Here is a 16,931-nt window from a genome sequence, read left to right on the forward strand (position 1 = left end):
TACAAGGTTCAAAAAAGACCTTGCAGGTTTGATTCGAGTTCAGTACGACAACTAAACCTAACAGGTTTGTAAAACCTCGTATGTTTGTTACCACCTCAAATATTATTTAAATATCAACTTCCCGGTATAAAAACTTTCTACCTCCACCACCGGCGGACGGTTTACAGAAATTACATCGCCGGTACTTCTTATTTCTCCTTTCAACACCTGCTGCGGATTCACAAATAATTTATTCGTTCCTCTATGCTGAATCTCCACTGTGCCAGCACTTAATCCCTGTGCCTCTACCCTGCCATCGCCGTTGGCGATGTACAGATTCAAATTTTCTGTTTCCCCCCGAAGGAAAAAGTTGGAGAAATCATCACCCGTTACCCGTACATAATCTGACACCAGGTGCAGGTCGAAATCTCCCACCGTGTACACCCCCTTTGCCCGCTCCTGGTTAAGGCTGCGGAGCCAGATGTTTGGAAAATTTAGTTCTCCTACACTTTTGATCACCCGGTTTCCGGAATTTTGCAGCCAGGTAAGATTTGGAACGGTAACATGGATAGAGGTGAGATTGTAATCCCTCACAAAATTGCAGCCGTTGTCATTCCGCAGGATGAGTCTGCCGTCAACCACTTCAGCTGAAATTTCTTTCATCAGGTTTTCACCGGTTTTGACGAGGACTATATGCTCTGCGCCCTGCTCAATAAAGAGATCAATTCCTTCAAACACAATAAGCTCCTCGAAAGGCTCAACCTGAAATTCTTTTGTGATCATGTTTCCGGCGATCTGGAAACAATCGGGAGCATCTTCGGTGTCACAAGCCACAAAAAACATCAGGCTCAAAAATGGTAAAATCAGGAGATATTTTTTCAGCAGTAATTTCATAGCCTGTATCCTATTGAGAATTCAACTGCTTCGGCATTTGCCCCGTGAGAGCGGACTGTTACAGAACCAAAGAGGTCATTCCAGATCTCTCTTTGCAGGCCTATCCTGTTATAAACCCGGTCCACATAATTATCGTAAGGATAGTACACATAATAACCCAGGTGAGTAATGAGGGAAAGTTTTCTAAAAGTGAGCTGGTGCCCTGCAAAAATCCCCACCCTCTTTGCATCTTCCTCACCCGTAGTGCCAACCAGGGGAAAAGCCACGGAATAATAATAAATATATTCCTCCATGGCCCGGGAAAGGAATAGTTCTGCTCCCGCCTGCAAAGTACTTTTGTGATTCAATGCCTTATCTGCATAAGCTGAAAGGGTTAAAAAAGGATATGATTCTGAACCAATCACTCCGGTGGTATTTACTCCGCTGCGCATAACAAAGTTGTACCGAAAGGGTGCCGAAAATGGCATTTTTGGATCCTTAGGAATAAACTCTCTTTGAGCCTCATGGTTGAAGTCGTAATTCAATCCTGCACTTAGAGCCAGCGTATTGGTTGAACTGTTTGGCGATTTGAAATCGGCATTGGAATAATGGATGAGCGAGAGGCCGGCTTGAAAACCCAGGCCGCCAATCAGATTTTCAAACTGCAGGTTACCTGTGAAGATCGTGGAGCTAAGGAGTCGGGAGCCGTAGGCATTATTCCGGTAGTTATTGTCGGGGTGATATGGGTTTGTAGTAACGGCAAGTCCCTGCCCCACCTTCAGCAAAAGGTGGCGATTTAAAAAGTAGAATCCTAAATGCGCATAGGCTCCAAAATTCTCTCCTAAATGCTCATTTTTGAGATCCTGGTAGGAGAGGGAAAAACCGACATTAGGGTAGTTATAGCGACTTTCCCAGGCCTCTTCTCCATAGGTTTTACGGTTAAAATGCAGGAGCACCCCATAAGGATGCCCGGTGATCAAATGAGAAATATTGGGATTGTGCTCCCAGATGCTTCCGTAGAAATAATTTGCCTCTACCGAATAATGCTTCTCCTGTGAAAAAGCATTCGCAGCAAACAGGAAAACGAGAAGCAATAATTTTCGCATGAGCGGCCGGTGCGACTATTATTTATTGACCAGTGAACCGTTCAGAATAACTTCTGTAGTGATCTCGGCTGTTGATTCCAGCATTTTAGCCACGGAGCAATATTTTTCCAAAGAAAGATCCACTGCTCTTTTTGCTTTATTTTCGGGAATATCTCCGTCAATAAAAATCTTTAAATGAATTCTTTTAAAGACGTTGGGAATTGCGCCATCTACTCTAAATCCTTCCACATCCATTTCAAGATTGGTCATCTCCAGTTGCTGCTTTTTAAGGATCATTACAATATCAATACTGCTGCAACCGGCAATACCCATAAGCAGCAATTCCATGGGACTTGCGCCCTGCGGATTTGTCTCGCTCTTATTGTCGAGATGTACTACATCCCCTCGTTCATTTTTGGTTTCAAAATGGTAATTCTCGTTTAGTCTTTTAAGATGGATCTTCATTGTTGTTGGAATTTGCGCAAAGTTAGGAAAAAACTATTCCCATCCCCGGCCCTTCCCAAAGGGAAGGGTGAAAAATGGTGTTTCCTGGAGAAATTTCTGAACAATGCTCTACATCCCGCCCTTCATCCCATCCCCCGCCCTTCCCGGAGGGAAGGGAGCTCAATGAGTATTTAAGATGATCTAAGAAAAAATATTTAGAACCAGATCTATCCAATACTTTGTACCACTTCCCGCTTGGCTTCTTTTTTGGTGCCGTCGAAGCCCTGTACGCCACCAACAGTGGTATATTTTAGGACATATTTCTTGTTGGGATTGATGCGCTGATAGGCACTCTGGCACATGATTGCCGCTTCGTGGAATCCAGAGAGGATCAGCTTCAGCTTTCCTTTATAGGTATTGACATCTCCAATTGCATAGATCCCCGGAATATTGGTCTGGTAATCATAGGAATTATCCACCTTAATGGCATTTTTCTCTATTTCCAGGCCCCAGTTCGCCATAGGTCCCAGCTTTGGAGAAAGTCCGAATAACGGGATAAAATGATCTACAGGCTTAAGCTCCTCCCCACGGGCGGTATCATTATGCCTTATTACTACCTGTTCCAGATCTCCTTGTCCTCTGAGTCCTACAACTTCAGCATTGGTAATTAATTCCACTTTTCCCAGTTTAGCAAGTTCAGAAAGACGTTCTACTGAATCTAATGCTCCTCTGAATTCATTTCTCCTGTGAACAAGAGCTACTTCAGCAGCAACATCTGCCAGGTAAATCGCCCAGTCCAAAGCTGAATCTCCTCCCCCGGCAATGACCACCCGCTTGTCGCGATATACTTCAGGATCTTTTATAAAATAGGCCACCCCTCTATCCTCAAAATCAGAAATATTTGGAATTGGCGGCTTACGGGGTTCAAAAGAACCAAGGCCACCGGCAATAGCGACTACCGGAGCGTTGTGTTGTGTTCCTTTATTTGTAGTCACCACAAAGGTATCATCCTCAAGCTTTTCAATAGTTTCGGCCCTTTCCCCAAGGGTGAATCCCGGACTAAAGGGTTTGATCTGCTCCATGAGGTTGTTCACGAGATCGCCGGCAAGAATCTCAGGAAAAGCCGGAATATCGTAAATAGGCTTCTTTGGATAAATTTCTGAGCACTGCCCGCCGGGCTGTGGCAAAGCATCTATTAAATGTGTTTTTAGCTTTAAAAGGCCCGCTTCGAAAACGGTAAACAATCCGGTGGGTCCGGCTCCTATTATCAGGATATCTGTCTTAATCATTACTTGCGTTTTTTGCTTTTAAGGATTCGGTTATTTTGTTCATCTGGTTCACTTTCTCATCAAAATCTCCTTTGATGGTCGAGCGGTATTCATTGAGGTTCTCAACCATTTGGTTGATATTTTCGGGGATCACCTCTTCAAAAAACTGCCGTAGCCGCTTGGCTGTTGTGGGAGATTTTCCGTTAGTGGAAATGGCGATCTTCACGTGGCCTTTATTGACAATTCCGCCCATATAGAAATCACACAAATCGGGGGTATCTGCAATATTGGCCAGTAAATACCTGTTTTTCGCATGGGTATAGATACGCTTGTTCAGCTTTTCGTCGTTTGTTGCGGCAATTACAACGTGCCGCTTTTTAAGCTGTTTCTTTTTATACCTGCTTTTGGTGATCTTTAAACCATGTTTTTTGGCCAAAGCTTCAGTTTCCGGAAGGAACTCTTTTGCAACCACCTCAACATTGGCATTGGGACTGGACTTCAGTAGAAAATGAAGCTTTTCATGACCCACATTTCCGCCGCCAACAATGAGAATATTCAATTTGTTTACCTTCAAAAACACCGGGTATAATTCGTTTCTTTCTTCCATAATACCCAGCCCCTAGTTCCCAATAGAGGAATTTATATATTGCTTCTCTTCAATAACATTTTCAAGAACGGCTTTCAAAGAGGTTCTTTCATTTACTACCTCTCCAATGACAATAATTGCTGGAGAAGAGAGCTTTTTATCAGAAACCACTTGTTCGATATTTTTGATGCTGCCGAAACCTGATCTTTCATTCACGGTAGTACCATTCTGAATGATCCCTACCGGAGTATCTTCTTTTCCGAAGTGAGTGAAAATATCCACGATCTCGTTTAACTTTCCCATTCCCATAAGAATAACTACGGTTGCTGTAGATTGAGCTGCCAGGCGGACATCTTCTGAAAGTTTTCGCTGAGTAGTTGTTCCTGTGATCACCCAAAAGCTTTCTGAAATTCCTCGTTTCGTCAAGGGAATTCCCAGATTGGCCGGTACTGAAATAGATGAAGTAACTCCGGAAACCACTGCTGTTTCCAGACCTTTGCTTCGGGCATGATCAATTTCTTCAGATCCGCGTCCAAAGATGAAAGGATCACCGCCTTTTAGCCGGACAACATGGCCACGCTCCCGGGCATATTTCACTATCAGATCATTAATTCCATCCTGAGAATAGTGGTGACTTCCGTTCCTTTTTCCCACAAAAACATGTTCTGCCTGGGGTGCATAATCCAGTAATTCTCTATTAATAAGGGCATCGTACAACACCACATTAGCTGTCTTTAACGTGTTAACAGCTTTAATAGTTATCAATTCGGGATCTCCCGGCCCTGCTCCTACTACACTTAATTTCGCTACATTAAACATTTTGTACCTCCTTTGTTCTATAGGCATCTACCCGCTTAAGGAATAGCTGCGCGTCTTCTAAATATTTTTTTGCAAATTCTTCTGTGGGTTCCTGCTCATTCATTTGATAAACAAAATCTTTAAAGGAAGTTGAAAGCTCAATTTTTCCAGTCTCCACAAAAAATTCATCAAATTGTGCGATGATCCCTGCCTGAGTATTAGCCGACTGATTCTCTGATAATAACAAAGCCTTTGCAGAATTCACCAGAGAAGAATAGGAATGGTAAATACTGTCTGACCAGACCTTTCTTTCAAAAGCACTTTTTGCATTGTCTATTTTTTCCTCACTTTCGAATAATAAAGTAGCGATAAGGTCGATTACCACTCCGGCACATTCCCCTACTCCCACTGCCTGGATGTAAGGCTGAGTGTGACCCCAGTCTACAAAATCTTCAGGTGAGATCGTACTGGTATCAGACAGCTCTTTAAGCAGATCATAAAAATAGGTCTTACCCTGCCGGTCATAATAATTCACGAATTTTTCATCGGCGGTAGCATTCGTTTCAAAATCATTCAGCAGCAATCGCAATGCCTCAGGTCCACGTTTGCTCGGTACTTTTATCACTTTGTCTGCAAACCTGCCTTCCCCGTTTCCAAGGGTACCGCCTCCGAGCAGTACCTGCAGGGCCGGGGCTACAGCTTTCCCGACTTTAATTGACATGCCCTGGAAGCCTATTTCGGCCATATTGTGCTGCCCGCAGGCATTCATACATCCACTGATCTTAATAGTAATATCACGGCCATTCACTAACTGCGGATATTCTTCTTTTAGCACATCCTCCAGCACATCGGCTATTCCGGTGCTACTGGCAATTCCGAGATTACAGGTATCTGTTCCCGGGCAGGCGGTGATGTCTACGGTTTTATTGTATCCTGCTTCAGCGAGTCCCATTTCTTTTAGACTGGTGTAGAAAAAAGGCAGCAGCTCCTCCCGTACATGACGAATTAAAATATCCTGTCTTAGCGTAAATCTCAGTTCATTACCTGCGTAATCTTTAATAAGATCGGCAAGTTTTCTTGCAGCACCGGTGTAAAAATCTCCAAGCGGCACTCTCACGCCTATAGCATATAAACCCTGCTGCTTTTGTGCGATCACATTAGTATTTTTCCACTCTTCATATGCTTTGAGGTCTTCAATAATTACTCCCGGAATTTCAACTTTTGGGAGGACAGGTTCATTATTAAAGGCATCAAGATCGAAAGTCACAGCTTCTTTTGAGATTGCCGTCTGCTGTTCTTCAACAAGTTCCATAAAAGCATCCTTTCCAATATCCTTTATAAGATATTTCATTCTTGCCTTCATCCTTTTGGCACGCTCCCCGTGGCGATCGAAAACTCTTAGTACCCCTTCAATTAGCGGAATGATCTTCTCTGCCTCCAGAAAGTCAAAAAGTTCATCTGCATGCCGCGGTTGGGAACCTAGTCCACCGCCCAGCATCACTTTGAATCCGCGTTTACCGTCTTTAATTTTAGCGATAAAGCCAAGGTCATGAATGTAACTCAGGGCTGTATCTTCATCGGAAGCTGAAAAAGAAATTTTAAACTTTCTTCCCATTTCCTGGCAGATGGGATTCCGCAGGAAAAAAGCAAAGGCCGCATGTGCATATGGAGAAACATCAAAAGGTTCGTTGACGTCAATCCCTGCGGTGGGAGAAGCGGTAATGTTGCGCACGGTATTCCCGCAGGCTTCCCTAAGGGTGATATCGTCTCTTTCAAGCTGCGCCCACAGCTGCGGAGTGCGATCCAGGCTTACATGATGTATTTGTATATCCTGCCGGGTAGTAATGTGTAATCTCCCGGTAGAATATTCATCTGAAACATCGGCTATCCTGTGTAGCTGCTGAGAAGTAACCTTCCCAAAAGGCAATTTTATACGCACCATTTGTACTCCTGCCTGCCGCTGCCCATAGACCCCACGCGCCAGCCTGAGACTCCTGAACTTTTCCTCATCTGCCTTTCCTTCCCTAAACAACCTGATCTTTTTTTCAAGATCAATGATGTCCTGTTGTACAATGGGATTTTCTATTTCGGTTCTAAAACTTTGCATCTTGTGTTTTTTAAAAATTGTATCAGGCGGTTAAGCGTGTAATCCACATTCCCGGTTTGTTAGCACCTTCGTTGGGTCAAAATATTTGAATTCGTTGGGCAGGTTATTTCCAGCCAGGTATTTGTCCAGTTTTTCGTCACTCCAATGGTAAAATGGACTCACCTTTAATATCCCATCCTTACTGTAGCTCAAAATGCCTATGCTGTCTCTAAACGCTGTTTGCCCCCTGCGCAGATTGGTGAACCACACATCTGGCTCCTGTTCACTCATAGCCCGTTGGAAAGGCTCCAGTTTTACCTGTCGGGTAAATTCTTCATGATCTGGATTGTCGATCTGTGGAATGCCTCCAAAAAGCGCATCCCGGTAAGCGGCTGTCTGGAGAGGCATATACAGTTTCACATTGAGATCCAGCTGGTCAATCACTTCTTTGGCATGCCTGTAGGTTTGCGGGGTGTTATATCCTGTATCACACCAAATTACTTTGATAGTGGGCAGGATATCTGCGCAGGCGTGCAGGATCGCTGCTTCATAAGGCCTGAAGTTGGTGGTAACCACCGGCCGGTTACAATTATCAATCACCCATTGTATGACTTCTGCGGGAGGAATTCCCTGCAGGTGCCTGTTGAAAGTATCAAGCTCGTCTTGTGTAAATTTTTTCATATCTATTCCTTTCCAAAATTGATCTTGTTCCATATTCTTTCGTGTCCAAAGTAGAGCAGCATCTTAGTGATCACTTCTACAGTTCCTATTGCCAGTGCAGTTTTGATCTCTCCGGTTAACAACCAGGATACAATGATGGTATCCAGGGTTCCTATTATCCTCCAGCTTATTGCTTTAGCTATGCTCCGTACCGGCTTTTCTGAAGTCTTTTCTTTCTTTTCACTTCTCCTGGAGAATACCTGATCTAATATCATAATCATTATTTTTAATCCTATTACCCTATCGGAATAGTAGGTTAATAAGCAAAGAAAATAAATTATTCCTCTTAATCGGCTGTTGCTGCCAATTATTTACAATTTAATTAACCCGTACCTGTTATTGTTTTGTAATATCTGCGAGGGTATTATTGCCCAGCACCTTCAAAGTACTGTCCCGCACCTGTATCATAAGCTGGTGCACAGAGCAGGTCACCTCGTCTTTGCAATCATCGCATTTCTCATAGTAGTTGAGACTCACACACGGCACCATTGCAATAGGCCCTTCCAGGATCCTTATTACTGTGGTCATGGGGATTTCAGCAGGATCTTTAATGAGGTAATATCCTCCTCCCTTCCCTTTTTTTGCCCCCAAAAATCCAGCTTTGCGCAGTTGCACTAAAATACTTTCCAGGAATTTATGGGAAATATTTTCACTTTCGGCAATCTCTGCAGTTTGTACAGGCTTTTTCGAGGGCTGCCTTGCAATGTAAGTCAGCGCCTTTATCCCGTATTTCGTCTTTTTTGAAAGCATAGGGCGAAGATAATTATTTATCTTCTTTCTATGCTGCCAAATCGCGATTTCCGGTTGATGCTGAATTCCATTCATTTTTCTCTATGCTTCTATATTTAATGCTCTTTGGATATCCCCAAAAATATCTTCTACGTGTTCCAGTCCTACCGATATCCTCACCAGCCCCGGAGTAATTCCCGCTTCCAGCCTCTCTTCTTCTGTGAGCCTTCCGTGGGTTGTTGATGCCGGATGAGTGACGATGGTCCTGGTGTCACCAAGGTTGGCCGACCTGGAGCACAACTGTAAGTTATCAATGAACTTCCTCCCTGCTTCAAGTCCGCCCTTTATTTCAAACGAAATGATATTGCCACCCAGTTTCATTTGTTTCTTCGCCACCTCATATTTAGGATGAGATCTCAAAAACGGATATTTCACATTTTCGGCATTTTCTTCTTTTTCTAAAAGTTCAGCAATCTTTAGGGCATTATCACAATGCCTGTCCAGCCTTACGGGCAGGGTCTCCAGACTTTTAGACAAGATCCAGGCATTGAACGGGGACAAAGCCGGACCTGTATTGCGTGAGAACAGGTAGATTTCCCTTATCAGGTCTGCCCGACCAACAGTAACACCGCCAAGTACTCTCCCCTGCCCGTCAATTAATTTGGTGGCCGAATGTATCACCAGGTCAGCTCCAAATTTGATCGGGTTCTGCAGGTAAGGCGTGGCAAAACAGTTGTCGATAATGAGCAGCAGATTATGTTTTTTGGCTATTCTTCCCAGGTTCTCCAGGTCCAGAATGTCAACTCCGGGGTTCGTGGGCGATTCGGCAAACAGGATCTTCGTTTCTGGCTTTATGAGACTTTCGATCTTGTCCTCTTCATTGACATTAAAGTAGCTGTGTGAAATATTCCACTTCGGAAAGTATTTCGTGAACAGGCTGTGAGTAGATCCGAAGATAGACCTGGCCGAAACTATATGATCTCCACTGTTTAGCAGTGTTGCCAGCGTGGAATATACAGCCGACATGCCCGTGGCAAAAGCAAAGCCTGCCTCTGCACCTTCCAAAAGTGCCACTTTTTCAGCAAATTCTGAAGTATTCGGATTGCTAAACCTGCTGTAAATATTGCGTTCCTGTTCTTCAGCAAAAGCAGCCCTCATTTCTTCGGCATCTTCAAAAATATAACTTGAAGTGAGAAAAAGTGGCGAAGAATGCTCCTGATATGAAGTCCGCTCCAGTTGAGTTCGTATTGCTGTTGTTTCAAAATGTGACATAGCTTGTTCTATAATTTTTCTGCTAATTGAAGAATATCCGAAACCACTCCCCGCGCTGTTACTGCTGCTCCGGCACCGGCTCCCTGGATTACCAGTGGCCGGTCCCCGTAAGATTCGGCGTAGATCTCAAAAGAAGAATCGGCGTGTTTAAGAGCCCCAAAGGCAGAAGCTTTCTTCTCTTTTACCAGCTTCACCTCAAGGGTGCCCCGGGTGACATCCAGCTCTCCTACATGCCTTATCACCTCATCCTGTTCGAGGTTCTGCTTCAGGTTGAGAAAAAACGGATTCAGCTCTTCCTTCTTTTCCTGAAAATTCTTCAAGCTGGATTCCCCATTGAGATGTGCCGGCACCAGGTCCTGAATTATTATTTCTTCAAACTCCTTTTCCAGCCCCAGCTCTCTTCCAAGGATGAGTAACTTTCTGGCCACATCTTTCCCCGAAAGGTCTACCCGAGGATCGGGCTCTGTAAAACCATTCTTTCCTGCCTCTGTAAGCACTTCAGAAAAGTCTTTTTCCTGCTCGCAATAGGTATTGAAAATAAAGCTGAGGGATCCCGAAAATACTCCCCGCACCCTGGTTACCCGCTCATTGGCCCGGTGAAAATTCCGAAGCGTTTCTATAACCGGCAAGCCCGCACCCACATTGGTTTCATAGAGGAAATATTTGTTATGCTCCTGCAGCGTTTCCCGCAATTCATTATAAAATTGGGAAGATAAAGTGTTTGCCACCTTGTTCGCAGCCACTATATTAAAACCCGCACGAATTAGCCTTAGATAATTCTCAACAAAATCTTCACTGGCCGTAGCATCTATCGCAATAAGATTCTCATAGCCCTGTTCTTCCACGTAATTAAGAATGTCTTCCAGCTTATATGGGAATCCGAAGTTTTTGAGATCGGTATCCCATGAAGCCTGCTGATTCTCCTTTTGGAAAAAGGCGGTAGAAGAATTGGCTATAACCGGCAGGTTAAGCTCCAGTCCTTCATTTTTTCGCAGGCCTTCCCGTGCCTGCAGGATCTGGTTCACCAGGATGCTGCCCACATTACCTGTTCCAAACAGAACTATGTTGATCTTTTTCATTTGTTGTCGTATCTATATTAAAAATGGGTTCTAAAATTTGTGACAGTTGTTCATATTCAATAAGAAAAGCATCATGACCGTGAATAGATTTTATTTCATGATAGCTAACGTTTTCTTTTACTGCGGAAAGCTCTTTATAAGTTTCCCTGATCTCCTCCGGAAGAAAAAACAGGTCGGAATCAACTCCTATCAGCTGAATATTTCCGCTGATCTTTTTTGCTGCCGCTGAAGGTTCCCCGTTACCTCCGGAAATGTCTATAGTAGTAAGCAGGTGGTTCATCAATTTATAGGCAGCAAGTTCGAAACGACCTTCCAGTTTCCTGCCGTGATAGCTCAGCCAGTTCGCCACTTCAAATTGAAAATTCAGCTCATTTCTTTTACGGCGGAATTTCGCTGAAAAGGACGCCGGAGTCCGGTAAAAAGTCATGGCATGCATTCGGGCATCGTGAATGGGATCTGCCGAATTGTTGAGGATCTGGTCCTGCACCTTGCACTGTCCCAGCACCCAGTCGGTCGCCTTAAGGTCGGTCGCGATGGGAATGAGATTCTGAATGAGGTTGGGCCTTAATACCGCCAGATGCCATGCCAGCGCTCCGCCTATAGATCCCCCAATGGCCGCAAATAAATTATTGATCTTCAATTTATCCAGTACCTGAGAAAATATGCAGGCGATATCATCTAAAGTGAATTCTGTGTAATTATGCAGCAGATGCTCTGAATTTCCACTGGCGCCATTCCCCGGGACATTGATGGACAAAATGGTAAATTTATTTGTATCAATGCATCTTCCCGGGCCAATGATATCTTGCCACCAGCCATTTTCTCCGGTAACATTGGCATTTCCGGTTAGCGCATGATTCACCAGCACCACAGGAGCTGTTCCCGCTTCCCTTCCAAAAATGCGATAAAAGACATGGATTTTCTGAAGGCTTCCTGCAGAATTTTCAAAATCTGGAATTATGATTTCCTGTAACATATAGGGTTATTTTCCCGGTACAGTAGAAAAAGCTTCTACCATTCCTGGTGCTGTTTAAACAGTTTTTGCTTCATTTTTTTTAGAAATTTGCGCCAGGGCCTGCTCAAGATCTGCCTTAAGATCTTCCAGATCTTCTAATCCTACAGAGAGTCTCACCAGGTCTTTTGTCACTCCGGTAGATTCCTGTTGCTCATCGTTAAGCTGTTGGTGGGTGGTGCTTGAAGGGTGAATGATCAGGGATTTTGTGTCTCCAATATTTGCAAGCAGAGAGAATAGTTTGGTCTCATCCACAAGTACTTTTGCAGCTTCATAACCTCCTTTTACTCCAAAAGTAACTACTCCGCTTTGTCCTTTGGGAAGATATTTTTGAGCCAGTTCATAATAATCACTGCTCTCCAGCCCCGGATAGTTAACCCAGCTGACTTCCTCTTTTTGCTGAAGCCATTTTGCTAAAGCCAAAGCATTTTCGCTGTGCTTTTTGATCCTGATCTCCAGCGTCTCCAGCCCCTGAATGATCTGAAATGCATTAAAAGGACTAAGTGCAGCACCAAGATCCCGTAAGCCTTCAATTCTGACTTTTGCAATAAATGCAGCTTCTTTTAATGCTTCGTGGTAAACGAGTCCGTGGTAACCCGGAGAAGGTTCGGTGAATTCAGGGAATTTTCCGTTCGCCCAATCGAATCTTCCTGCATCAATGATGACTCCGCCGAGAGAAGTTCCGTTACCGCCAATATATTTGGTAAGAGAATGAATTACAAGGTCGGCACCGTGTTCAATAGGTTTTACCAGGGCTGAGGTGGCTACGGTATTGTCAACAATAAAAGGAACTTTATGCTCTTTTGCCACTTTAGAAATGGCCTGTAGATCGAGTACATCAAGCTTCGGATTTCCAAGGGATTCTACAAAAACCGCCCGGGTGTTCTCTTTTACAGCATCAGCGAAATTCTTTGGGTCTGATGGATCTACAAAGGTGGTGGTGATCCCCAGTCTTGGTAAGGTAACGCCGAGCAGGTTGTAAGTTCCGCCGTAGAGGCTGCTGGAAGCAACGATGTGATCTCCGGCTTTAAGCAGGGTAAGTAAAGTAGTGCTGATCGCCGCAGTACCCGATGCTGTTACTACGGCCGCGATTCCGCCTTCAAGTGCCGCAAGCCTTTGCTCCAGGATATCGTTGGTCGGGTTGTTTAACCGGGTGTAAATGAATCCTGGTTCTGCCAAAGAGAAAAGATTGGCCGCATGGTCTGAATCTTTAAAGACGTAAGAAGTCGTCTGATAAATTGGAACTGCTCTGGTTCCTCCGTTAGCTGTTACGTCATGTCCTGCATGAAGCGCATTGGTCGAAAATTTTTGTGGTGTACTCATGGGTTCAATGTTTAAGGTTTAAGGTTTAAGGAATAGTGGTTAATGGTTATTTGTTGATAGTTAATCGGTTTGTTGTTGTCAGTTGTCGGTTCTCAGTTTTCAGTTGTCGGTTCATTCATTTTTCTTTTCAACTTCGTACTTCTAAAATCTAACTTCTAACTTCCTGCCTTTGTAATTGTCATCTCGACAGAGCATTTTCTTTCGGAGAAAGGGAATGCGACGAGAGATCTCATCGGAGTCTAAATTCTGCTTTCTAATCTTTTTATGCTGTTTCGTTTCAACTTTAAATTTTGTCGTTCAAGACCTCTCGACTCCGCTCGAGGTGACATTCGTAATTTTTTCATGTTTCCAGTTCTCAGTTCTCAGTTGTTGGTTGTTGGTTGTTGGTTGTCGGTTGTCGGTTTGTTTGTTCTCGGTTCTGTTTTCATTATTCTTTTCAACTTCGTACTTCTAACTTCTAACTTCCCCTCCTCCGGAGGGGTGGGTTGCCGTAAAACAAAAATCCCTTTGGCTGGCTTGCCAAAGGGATTTTTAGTACTCATATATAACTAACTTAGATCCTCATTTTTTGGCAATAGCTGGTGGTGCGCACATCATGCACATCATCATACAACACATCATTTTTGCTATTGCCGGGTAAATTTTCATTTTTTCTGTTTTAGCTTTTCCAGCTTGTTTTTTAATGGAGTCCCAAAAATGGCATTTTTGAGACCTCTTATTTTTTTATCTCGACTAAAATAAAAAAGCCGCTGCGGTGGCAGCGGCTTTTTGCAATTTTTATCTTTTCAGGATCATGCAATAGAGCGCGCTGCGGAAGTTTTCCACATCATGCACATCATATTACAAATTACCTGGTTCATTTCTTGTTTTATTCTGTCACAAAGTTAACGACAGAAAATTCACTTCTCCAAACTTAATTTTCATTTTTTTTACTTCCGTGCATTTTCACCTTCTCAAAACCCCACGTAAACCAAGGGAAATACAGCAGTTTAAATCTTTAAAATTTATTTTTCTTTTTACTTTTTAATAGAAAAGTTAAGGCTCCTTCTTTTTGCATTCCATTTTTGCTCTTCGGGCCCTGCAAATAATCCCGGAGCCTTTAAAATTCACGCCTCCTTAAAGCTGACGCCATCCTTACCCGTCCCACTACTTCAAAAGATGTTTATTTTTTTGCAATTTTTAAGAACTCCCTCGCCCGGTTTCATAAACTATCGTGAATTTGCTATTAAAGTATATTAAAAATACCTCCCGGAAGTCAATGCCTGCCTACATTCGTGCTGAATTTGATTTCCCTGAAAAGGGAGAAAACATTTAAATATTAAATATAAAAGTTATGAAAAGAGTATTACTACTATCAACGCTAATGATCTTAGGATTCACAGCTACTTCACATGCGCAATTGCAGGAAGGAAACATTATGCTGGGTGCCGACCTTGGTAGCGGAGTGACCACTACACCTACCAATGGTTTATTTGGTTTTAACCTGGGCCTCGATGAAGATTCGGGTTACAATATTGGATTGAGTCCTAAAATGGGATATTTTCTCAATGACGATTTTGTTTTAGGAGGTATCCTCAACCTGGGTTACTATAATGCAGCCGGTGATGATGATGAGACCAGCAACACCTTTATTTATGGTATCCAGGCGTTTACCCGGTATTACTTAACACCAGAAGACGTTGATCTTGGTGATGAAGTTCCTGCAGGGCAGTTCTTCATTGAAACCAATGCAGGTTTAGCCGGTACCAACATTGAAGGTGGTGAAACCACAAACGGATTTGCCTTTGGGTTTGGACCTGGTTACTCACTGTTCCTCAACGAGAATATAGCACTTGATGCAAGTGTGAAGTACAGCGGTCTTACCGGCGCCGGTAGCGACAGCTATACCCACTCTCTTGGAATCAACCTGGGGATACAGATCTTCCTTTCAAAAGGTGAAGCCGAAGATACTGTAGACCAGTTCTAGATCACCAAAACTAACCAACACTGAAAAAGGGCTTTTTTGAGGATATCTTCAAAAAAGCCCTTTTTATTTTGACGTAAATTATAAAAGATGACTAGAATGCGCTAAGGATTGAGCGGTTGTTGGAGCTCTCCCAAAGCCGGGAGGCTGTGGGAAGCGGCCCGCGAAAGCCTGACGGTGCGACCGGCAGGGAGAACCGGAGCGCCCAAATTATTCTTAATAACGAAGATAAAGCCGCCCCGATTTAAAACAATTTTTATACATTTGCTGATGATAAATCACAGGGAAAAATTTGACTGATTGCAACCCTCTAAAATGCTAAAGCAGTGACAACTACTCTAGCGCTTCTTGTCAATTTTTTCTGAATTAAAATCTTAAAATAAAGAAGCATGCCATATTTATTTACTTCAGAAAGTGTTTCTGAAGGCCACCCCGATAAAGTTGCTGACCAGATTAGCGATACTCTTCTTGATAATTTCCTTGCCTTTGACCCTGAATCTAAAGTTGCCTGTGAAACCCTGGTGACTACAGGACAGGTGGTGCTTGCGGGCGAAGTAAAGAGTGATACTTACCTTGATGTACAATCTATTGCCCGCGATGTGATCAATGATATTGGTTACACCAAGGGAGCATATAAATTTAGCGGGGACTCCTGCGGGGTGATCTCCCTGATCCATGAACAATCCCAGGATATTAGCCAGGGGGTTGACCGCGGAAACAAGGACGAACAGGGAGCCGGTGACCAGGGAATGATGTTTGGTTACGCCACTAAAGAAACTTCCAACTACATGCCGCTGGCCCTCGATATTTCTCATAAGATACTTATCGAGCTGGCAAAATTGCGTCGCGAAAATGACGAGCTCACTTACCTGCGGCCCGACTCCAAGAGCCAGGTCACTATTGAGTACAGCGATGACAACATTCCGCAGCGCATTGTGGCTATCGTGGTCTCTACCCAACACGACGAATTTGATGATGATGACCAGCGAATGCTGGAAAAAATAAAGAAGGATATTGTTGAGATCCTTATCCCGAGGGTGATCAAACAACTTCCGGAATATGTGCAAAAACTATTCAACGACAAGATCAAATATCATATAAACCCTACCGGAAAGTTCGTTATTGGCGGACCTCACGGAGATACAGGTCTTACTGGAAGAAAGATCATCGTAGATACTTACGGCGGAAAAGGAGCTCACGGCGGAGGTGCGTTTTCTGGGAAAGATCCCAGTAAAGTAGACCGGTCTGCAGCTTACGCGGCAAGGCATATCGCCAAAAATCTTGTGGCTGCAGGAGTAGCCGATGAGGTTTTGATCCAGGTTTCTTATGCCATTGGGGTGGTAGAACCCACTTCTCTATTCGTGGAAACCTACGGCACCAAAAAAGTGGATATAAGCCACGGAGAGATTGCAGAAAAAGTACTGCAGATCTTTGATATGAGACCCGCTGCTATTGAAGAAAGGCTTGGCCTTAGAAATCCAATTTACAGGGAAACTTCTGCCTACGGCCACTTTGGTAAAGAGCCTCGAAAAGAACGAAAAGTATTTAAGAGCCCCTACAACGGAGAAAAGACCATTGAAGTAGACCTGTTTACCTGGGAAGCACTTGATTATGTAGATAAAGTAAAAGAAGCATTTGGATTGGAGTAGATGTGAGATTTGAGATTTGAGACATCATAACAAAACATCCAAATCCTAACATAAAAAACCCGGTG

16 protein-coding genes are annotated in these 16,931 nt (G+C 43.6%); 2 read left to right on the forward strand and 14 right to left on the reverse strand.

Features of this window, described 5'->3' with window-relative positions; all coding sequences use genetic code 11:
* Positions 1 to 102 precede the first annotated feature (102 nt).
* The 14 genes from ACQ93I_RS09430 to ACQ93I_RS09495 form a co-directional block, all read right to left on the reverse strand.
* Complete coding sequence (locus ACQ93I_RS09430) at positions 103 to 873, reverse strand: head GIN domain-containing protein (RefSeq protein ID WP_431698282.1); 771 nt, start codon at positions 871 to 873, stop codon at positions 103 to 105.
* A complete protein-coding gene (locus ACQ93I_RS09435) occupies positions 870 to 1,958 on the reverse strand; it encodes an acyloxyacyl hydrolase (protein WP_431698283.1) in 1,089 nt (362 codons plus the stop codon). Before ACQ93I_RS09435 ends, ACQ93I_RS09430 begins: the two co-directional genes overlap by 4 nt.
* An 18-nt stretch (positions 1,959 to 1,976) precedes the next feature.
* The gene (locus ACQ93I_RS09440; RefSeq protein ID WP_431698284.1) at positions 1,977 to 2,402 is read right to left on the reverse strand and encodes an OsmC family protein; all 426 of its coding nucleotides are present in this window, start codon (positions 2,400 to 2,402) and stop codon (positions 1,977 to 1,979) included.
* A gap of 206 nt (positions 2,403 to 2,608) precedes the next feature.
* Positions 2,609 to 3,670 carry an NAD(P)/FAD-dependent oxidoreductase gene (locus ACQ93I_RS09445; protein WP_431698285.1) on the reverse strand — a complete coding sequence of 354 codons (1,062 nt, stop codon included), beginning with the start codon at positions 3,668 to 3,670 and terminating at the stop codon, positions 2,609 to 2,611.
* Entirely contained in the window at positions 3,663 to 4,256 is a 594-nt protein-coding gene (locus ACQ93I_RS09450; RefSeq protein WP_431698286.1) for a precorrin-2 dehydrogenase/sirohydrochlorin ferrochelatase family protein, read from the reverse strand. The genes ACQ93I_RS09445 and ACQ93I_RS09450 overlap by 8 nt, the downstream gene beginning before the upstream one ends.
* Positions 4,257 to 4,268: 12 nt before the next feature.
* The gene (gene cobA / locus ACQ93I_RS09455; protein ID WP_431698287.1) at positions 4,269 to 5,081 is read right to left on the reverse strand and encodes a uroporphyrinogen-III C-methyltransferase; all 813 of its coding nucleotides are present in this window, start codon (positions 5,079 to 5,081) and stop codon (positions 4,269 to 4,271) included.
* Positions 5,047 to 7,140, reverse strand: a complete 2,094-nt coding sequence (locus ACQ93I_RS09460; RefSeq protein ID WP_431698288.1) for a HEPN domain-containing protein — start codon at positions 7,138 to 7,140, stop codon at positions 5,047 to 5,049. The genes cobA and ACQ93I_RS09460 overlap by 35 nt, the downstream gene beginning before the upstream one ends.
* Before the next feature lie 30 nt (positions 7,141 to 7,170).
* The gene (locus ACQ93I_RS09465) at positions 7,171 to 7,800 is read right to left on the reverse strand and encodes a phosphoadenosine phosphosulfate reductase family protein (protein WP_431698289.1); all 630 of its coding nucleotides are present in this window, start codon (positions 7,798 to 7,800) and stop codon (positions 7,171 to 7,173) included.
* A 2-nt stretch (positions 7,801 to 7,802) separates the two neighbouring features.
* On the reverse strand, positions 7,803 to 8,054 hold the full coding sequence (locus ACQ93I_RS09470; protein WP_431698290.1) for a DUF2061 domain-containing protein: 252 nt from the start codon (positions 8,052 to 8,054) through the stop codon (positions 7,803 to 7,805).
* 121 nt (positions 8,055 to 8,175) lie between these two features.
* Entirely contained in the window at positions 8,176 to 8,589 is a 414-nt protein-coding gene (locus ACQ93I_RS09475) for an RrF2 family transcriptional regulator (RefSeq protein WP_423820441.1), read from the reverse strand.
* Positions 8,590 to 8,670: 81 nt separating this feature from the next.
* Positions 8,671 to 9,840, reverse strand: a complete 1,170-nt coding sequence (locus tag ACQ93I_RS09480; RefSeq protein WP_431698291.1) for a trans-sulfuration enzyme family protein — start codon at positions 9,838 to 9,840, stop codon at positions 8,671 to 8,673.
* Between the two features lie 8 nt (positions 9,841 to 9,848).
* Positions 9,849 to 10,919, reverse strand: coding sequence for an aspartate kinase (locus ACQ93I_RS09485; RefSeq protein WP_431698292.1), 1,071 nt, complete (start codon positions 10,917 to 10,919; stop codon positions 9,849 to 9,851).
* A complete protein-coding gene (locus ACQ93I_RS09490; RefSeq protein ID WP_431698293.1) occupies positions 10,882 to 11,895 on the reverse strand; it encodes an alpha/beta fold hydrolase in 1,014 nt (337 codons plus the stop codon). The genes ACQ93I_RS09485 and ACQ93I_RS09490 overlap by 38 nt, the downstream gene beginning before the upstream one ends.
* 54 nt (positions 11,896 to 11,949) lie before the next feature.
* Entirely contained in the window at positions 11,950 to 13,254 is a 1,305-nt protein-coding gene (locus ACQ93I_RS09495; protein WP_431698294.1) for an O-acetylhomoserine aminocarboxypropyltransferase/cysteine synthase family protein, read from the reverse strand.
* A 1,333-nt stretch (positions 13,255 to 14,587) separates the two neighbouring features.
* On the opposite strand from ACQ93I_RS09495, the gene ACQ93I_RS09500 reads away from it, so the two are divergent.
* Positions 14,588 to 15,220, forward strand: a complete 633-nt coding sequence (locus ACQ93I_RS09500) for a hypothetical protein (RefSeq protein ID WP_431698295.1) — start codon at positions 14,588 to 14,590, stop codon at positions 15,218 to 15,220.
* Between the two features lie 386 nt (positions 15,221 to 15,606).
* On the forward strand, positions 15,607 to 16,866 hold the full coding sequence (metK, locus tag ACQ93I_RS09505) for a methionine adenosyltransferase (protein WP_431698296.1): 1,260 nt from the start codon (positions 15,607 to 15,609) through the stop codon (positions 16,864 to 16,866).
* Positions 16,867 to 16,931 lie beyond the last annotated feature (65 nt).

Origin of the sequence: Salinimicrobium sp. WS361 (assembly GCF_050750585.1) — a bacterium.
In the GTDB taxonomy this organism is placed as follows: domain Bacteria; phylum Bacteroidota; class Bacteroidia; order Flavobacteriales; family Flavobacteriaceae; genus Salinimicrobium.

What these genes read in the sequence shown, in the direction of transcription:
- ACQ93I_RS09465 (WP_431698289.1), bottom strand. Translation starts at nt 7,800, where the DNA reads ATGAAAAAATTTACACAAGACGAGCTTGATACTTTCAACAGGCACCTG.
- ACQ93I_RS09435 (WP_431698283.1), bottom strand. Translation starts at nt 1,958, where the DNA reads ATGCGAAAATTATTGCTTCTCGTTTTCCTGTTTGCTGCGAATGCTTTT.
- ACQ93I_RS09490 (WP_431698293.1), bottom strand. Translation starts at nt 11,895, where the DNA reads ATGTTACAGGAAATCATAATTCCAGATTTTGAAAATTCTGCAGGAAGC.
- ACQ93I_RS09430 (WP_431698282.1), bottom strand. Translation starts at nt 873, where the DNA reads ATGAAATTACTGCTGAAAAAATATCTCCTGATTTTACCATTTTTGAGC.
- ACQ93I_RS09460 (WP_431698288.1), bottom strand. Translation starts at nt 7,140, where the DNA reads ATGCAAAGTTTTAGAACCGAAATAGAAAATCCCATTGTACAACAGGAC.
- ACQ93I_RS09475 (WP_423820441.1), bottom strand. Translation starts at nt 8,589, where the DNA reads ATGCTTTCAAAAAAGACGAAATACGGGATAAAGGCGCTGACTTACATT.
- ACQ93I_RS09470 (WP_431698290.1), bottom strand. Translation starts at nt 8,054, where the DNA reads ATGATATTAGATCAGGTATTCTCCAGGAGAAGTGAAAAGAAAGAAAAG.
- ACQ93I_RS09440 (WP_431698284.1), bottom strand. Translation starts at nt 2,402, where the DNA reads ATGAAGATCCATCTTAAAAGACTAAACGAGAATTACCATTTTGAAACC.
- ACQ93I_RS09445 (WP_431698285.1), bottom strand. Translation starts at nt 3,670, where the DNA reads ATGATTAAGACAGATATCCTGATAATAGGAGCCGGACCCACCGGATTG.
- cobA (WP_431698287.1), bottom strand. Translation starts at nt 5,081, where the DNA reads ATGCCTATAGAACAAAGGAGGTACAAAATGTTTAATGTAGCGAAATTA.
- ACQ93I_RS09485 (WP_431698292.1), bottom strand. Translation starts at nt 10,919, where the DNA reads ATGAAAAAGATCAACATAGTTCTGTTTGGAACAGGTAATGTGGGCAGC.
- ACQ93I_RS09450 (WP_431698286.1), bottom strand. Translation starts at nt 4,256, where the DNA reads ATGGAAGAAAGAAACGAATTATACCCGGTGTTTTTGAAGGTAAACAAA.
- ACQ93I_RS09500 (WP_431698295.1), top strand. Translation starts at nt 14,588, where the DNA reads ATGAAAAGAGTATTACTACTATCAACGCTAATGATCTTAGGATTCACA.
- ACQ93I_RS09480 (WP_431698291.1), bottom strand. Translation starts at nt 9,840, where the DNA reads ATGTCACATTTTGAAACAACAGCAATACGAACTCAACTGGAGCGGACT.
- ACQ93I_RS09495 (WP_431698294.1), bottom strand. Translation starts at nt 13,254, where the DNA reads ATGAGTACACCACAAAAATTTTCGACCAATGCGCTTCATGCAGGACAT.
- metK (WP_431698296.1), top strand. Translation starts at nt 15,607, where the DNA reads ATGCCATATTTATTTACTTCAGAAAGTGTTTCTGAAGGCCACCCCGAT.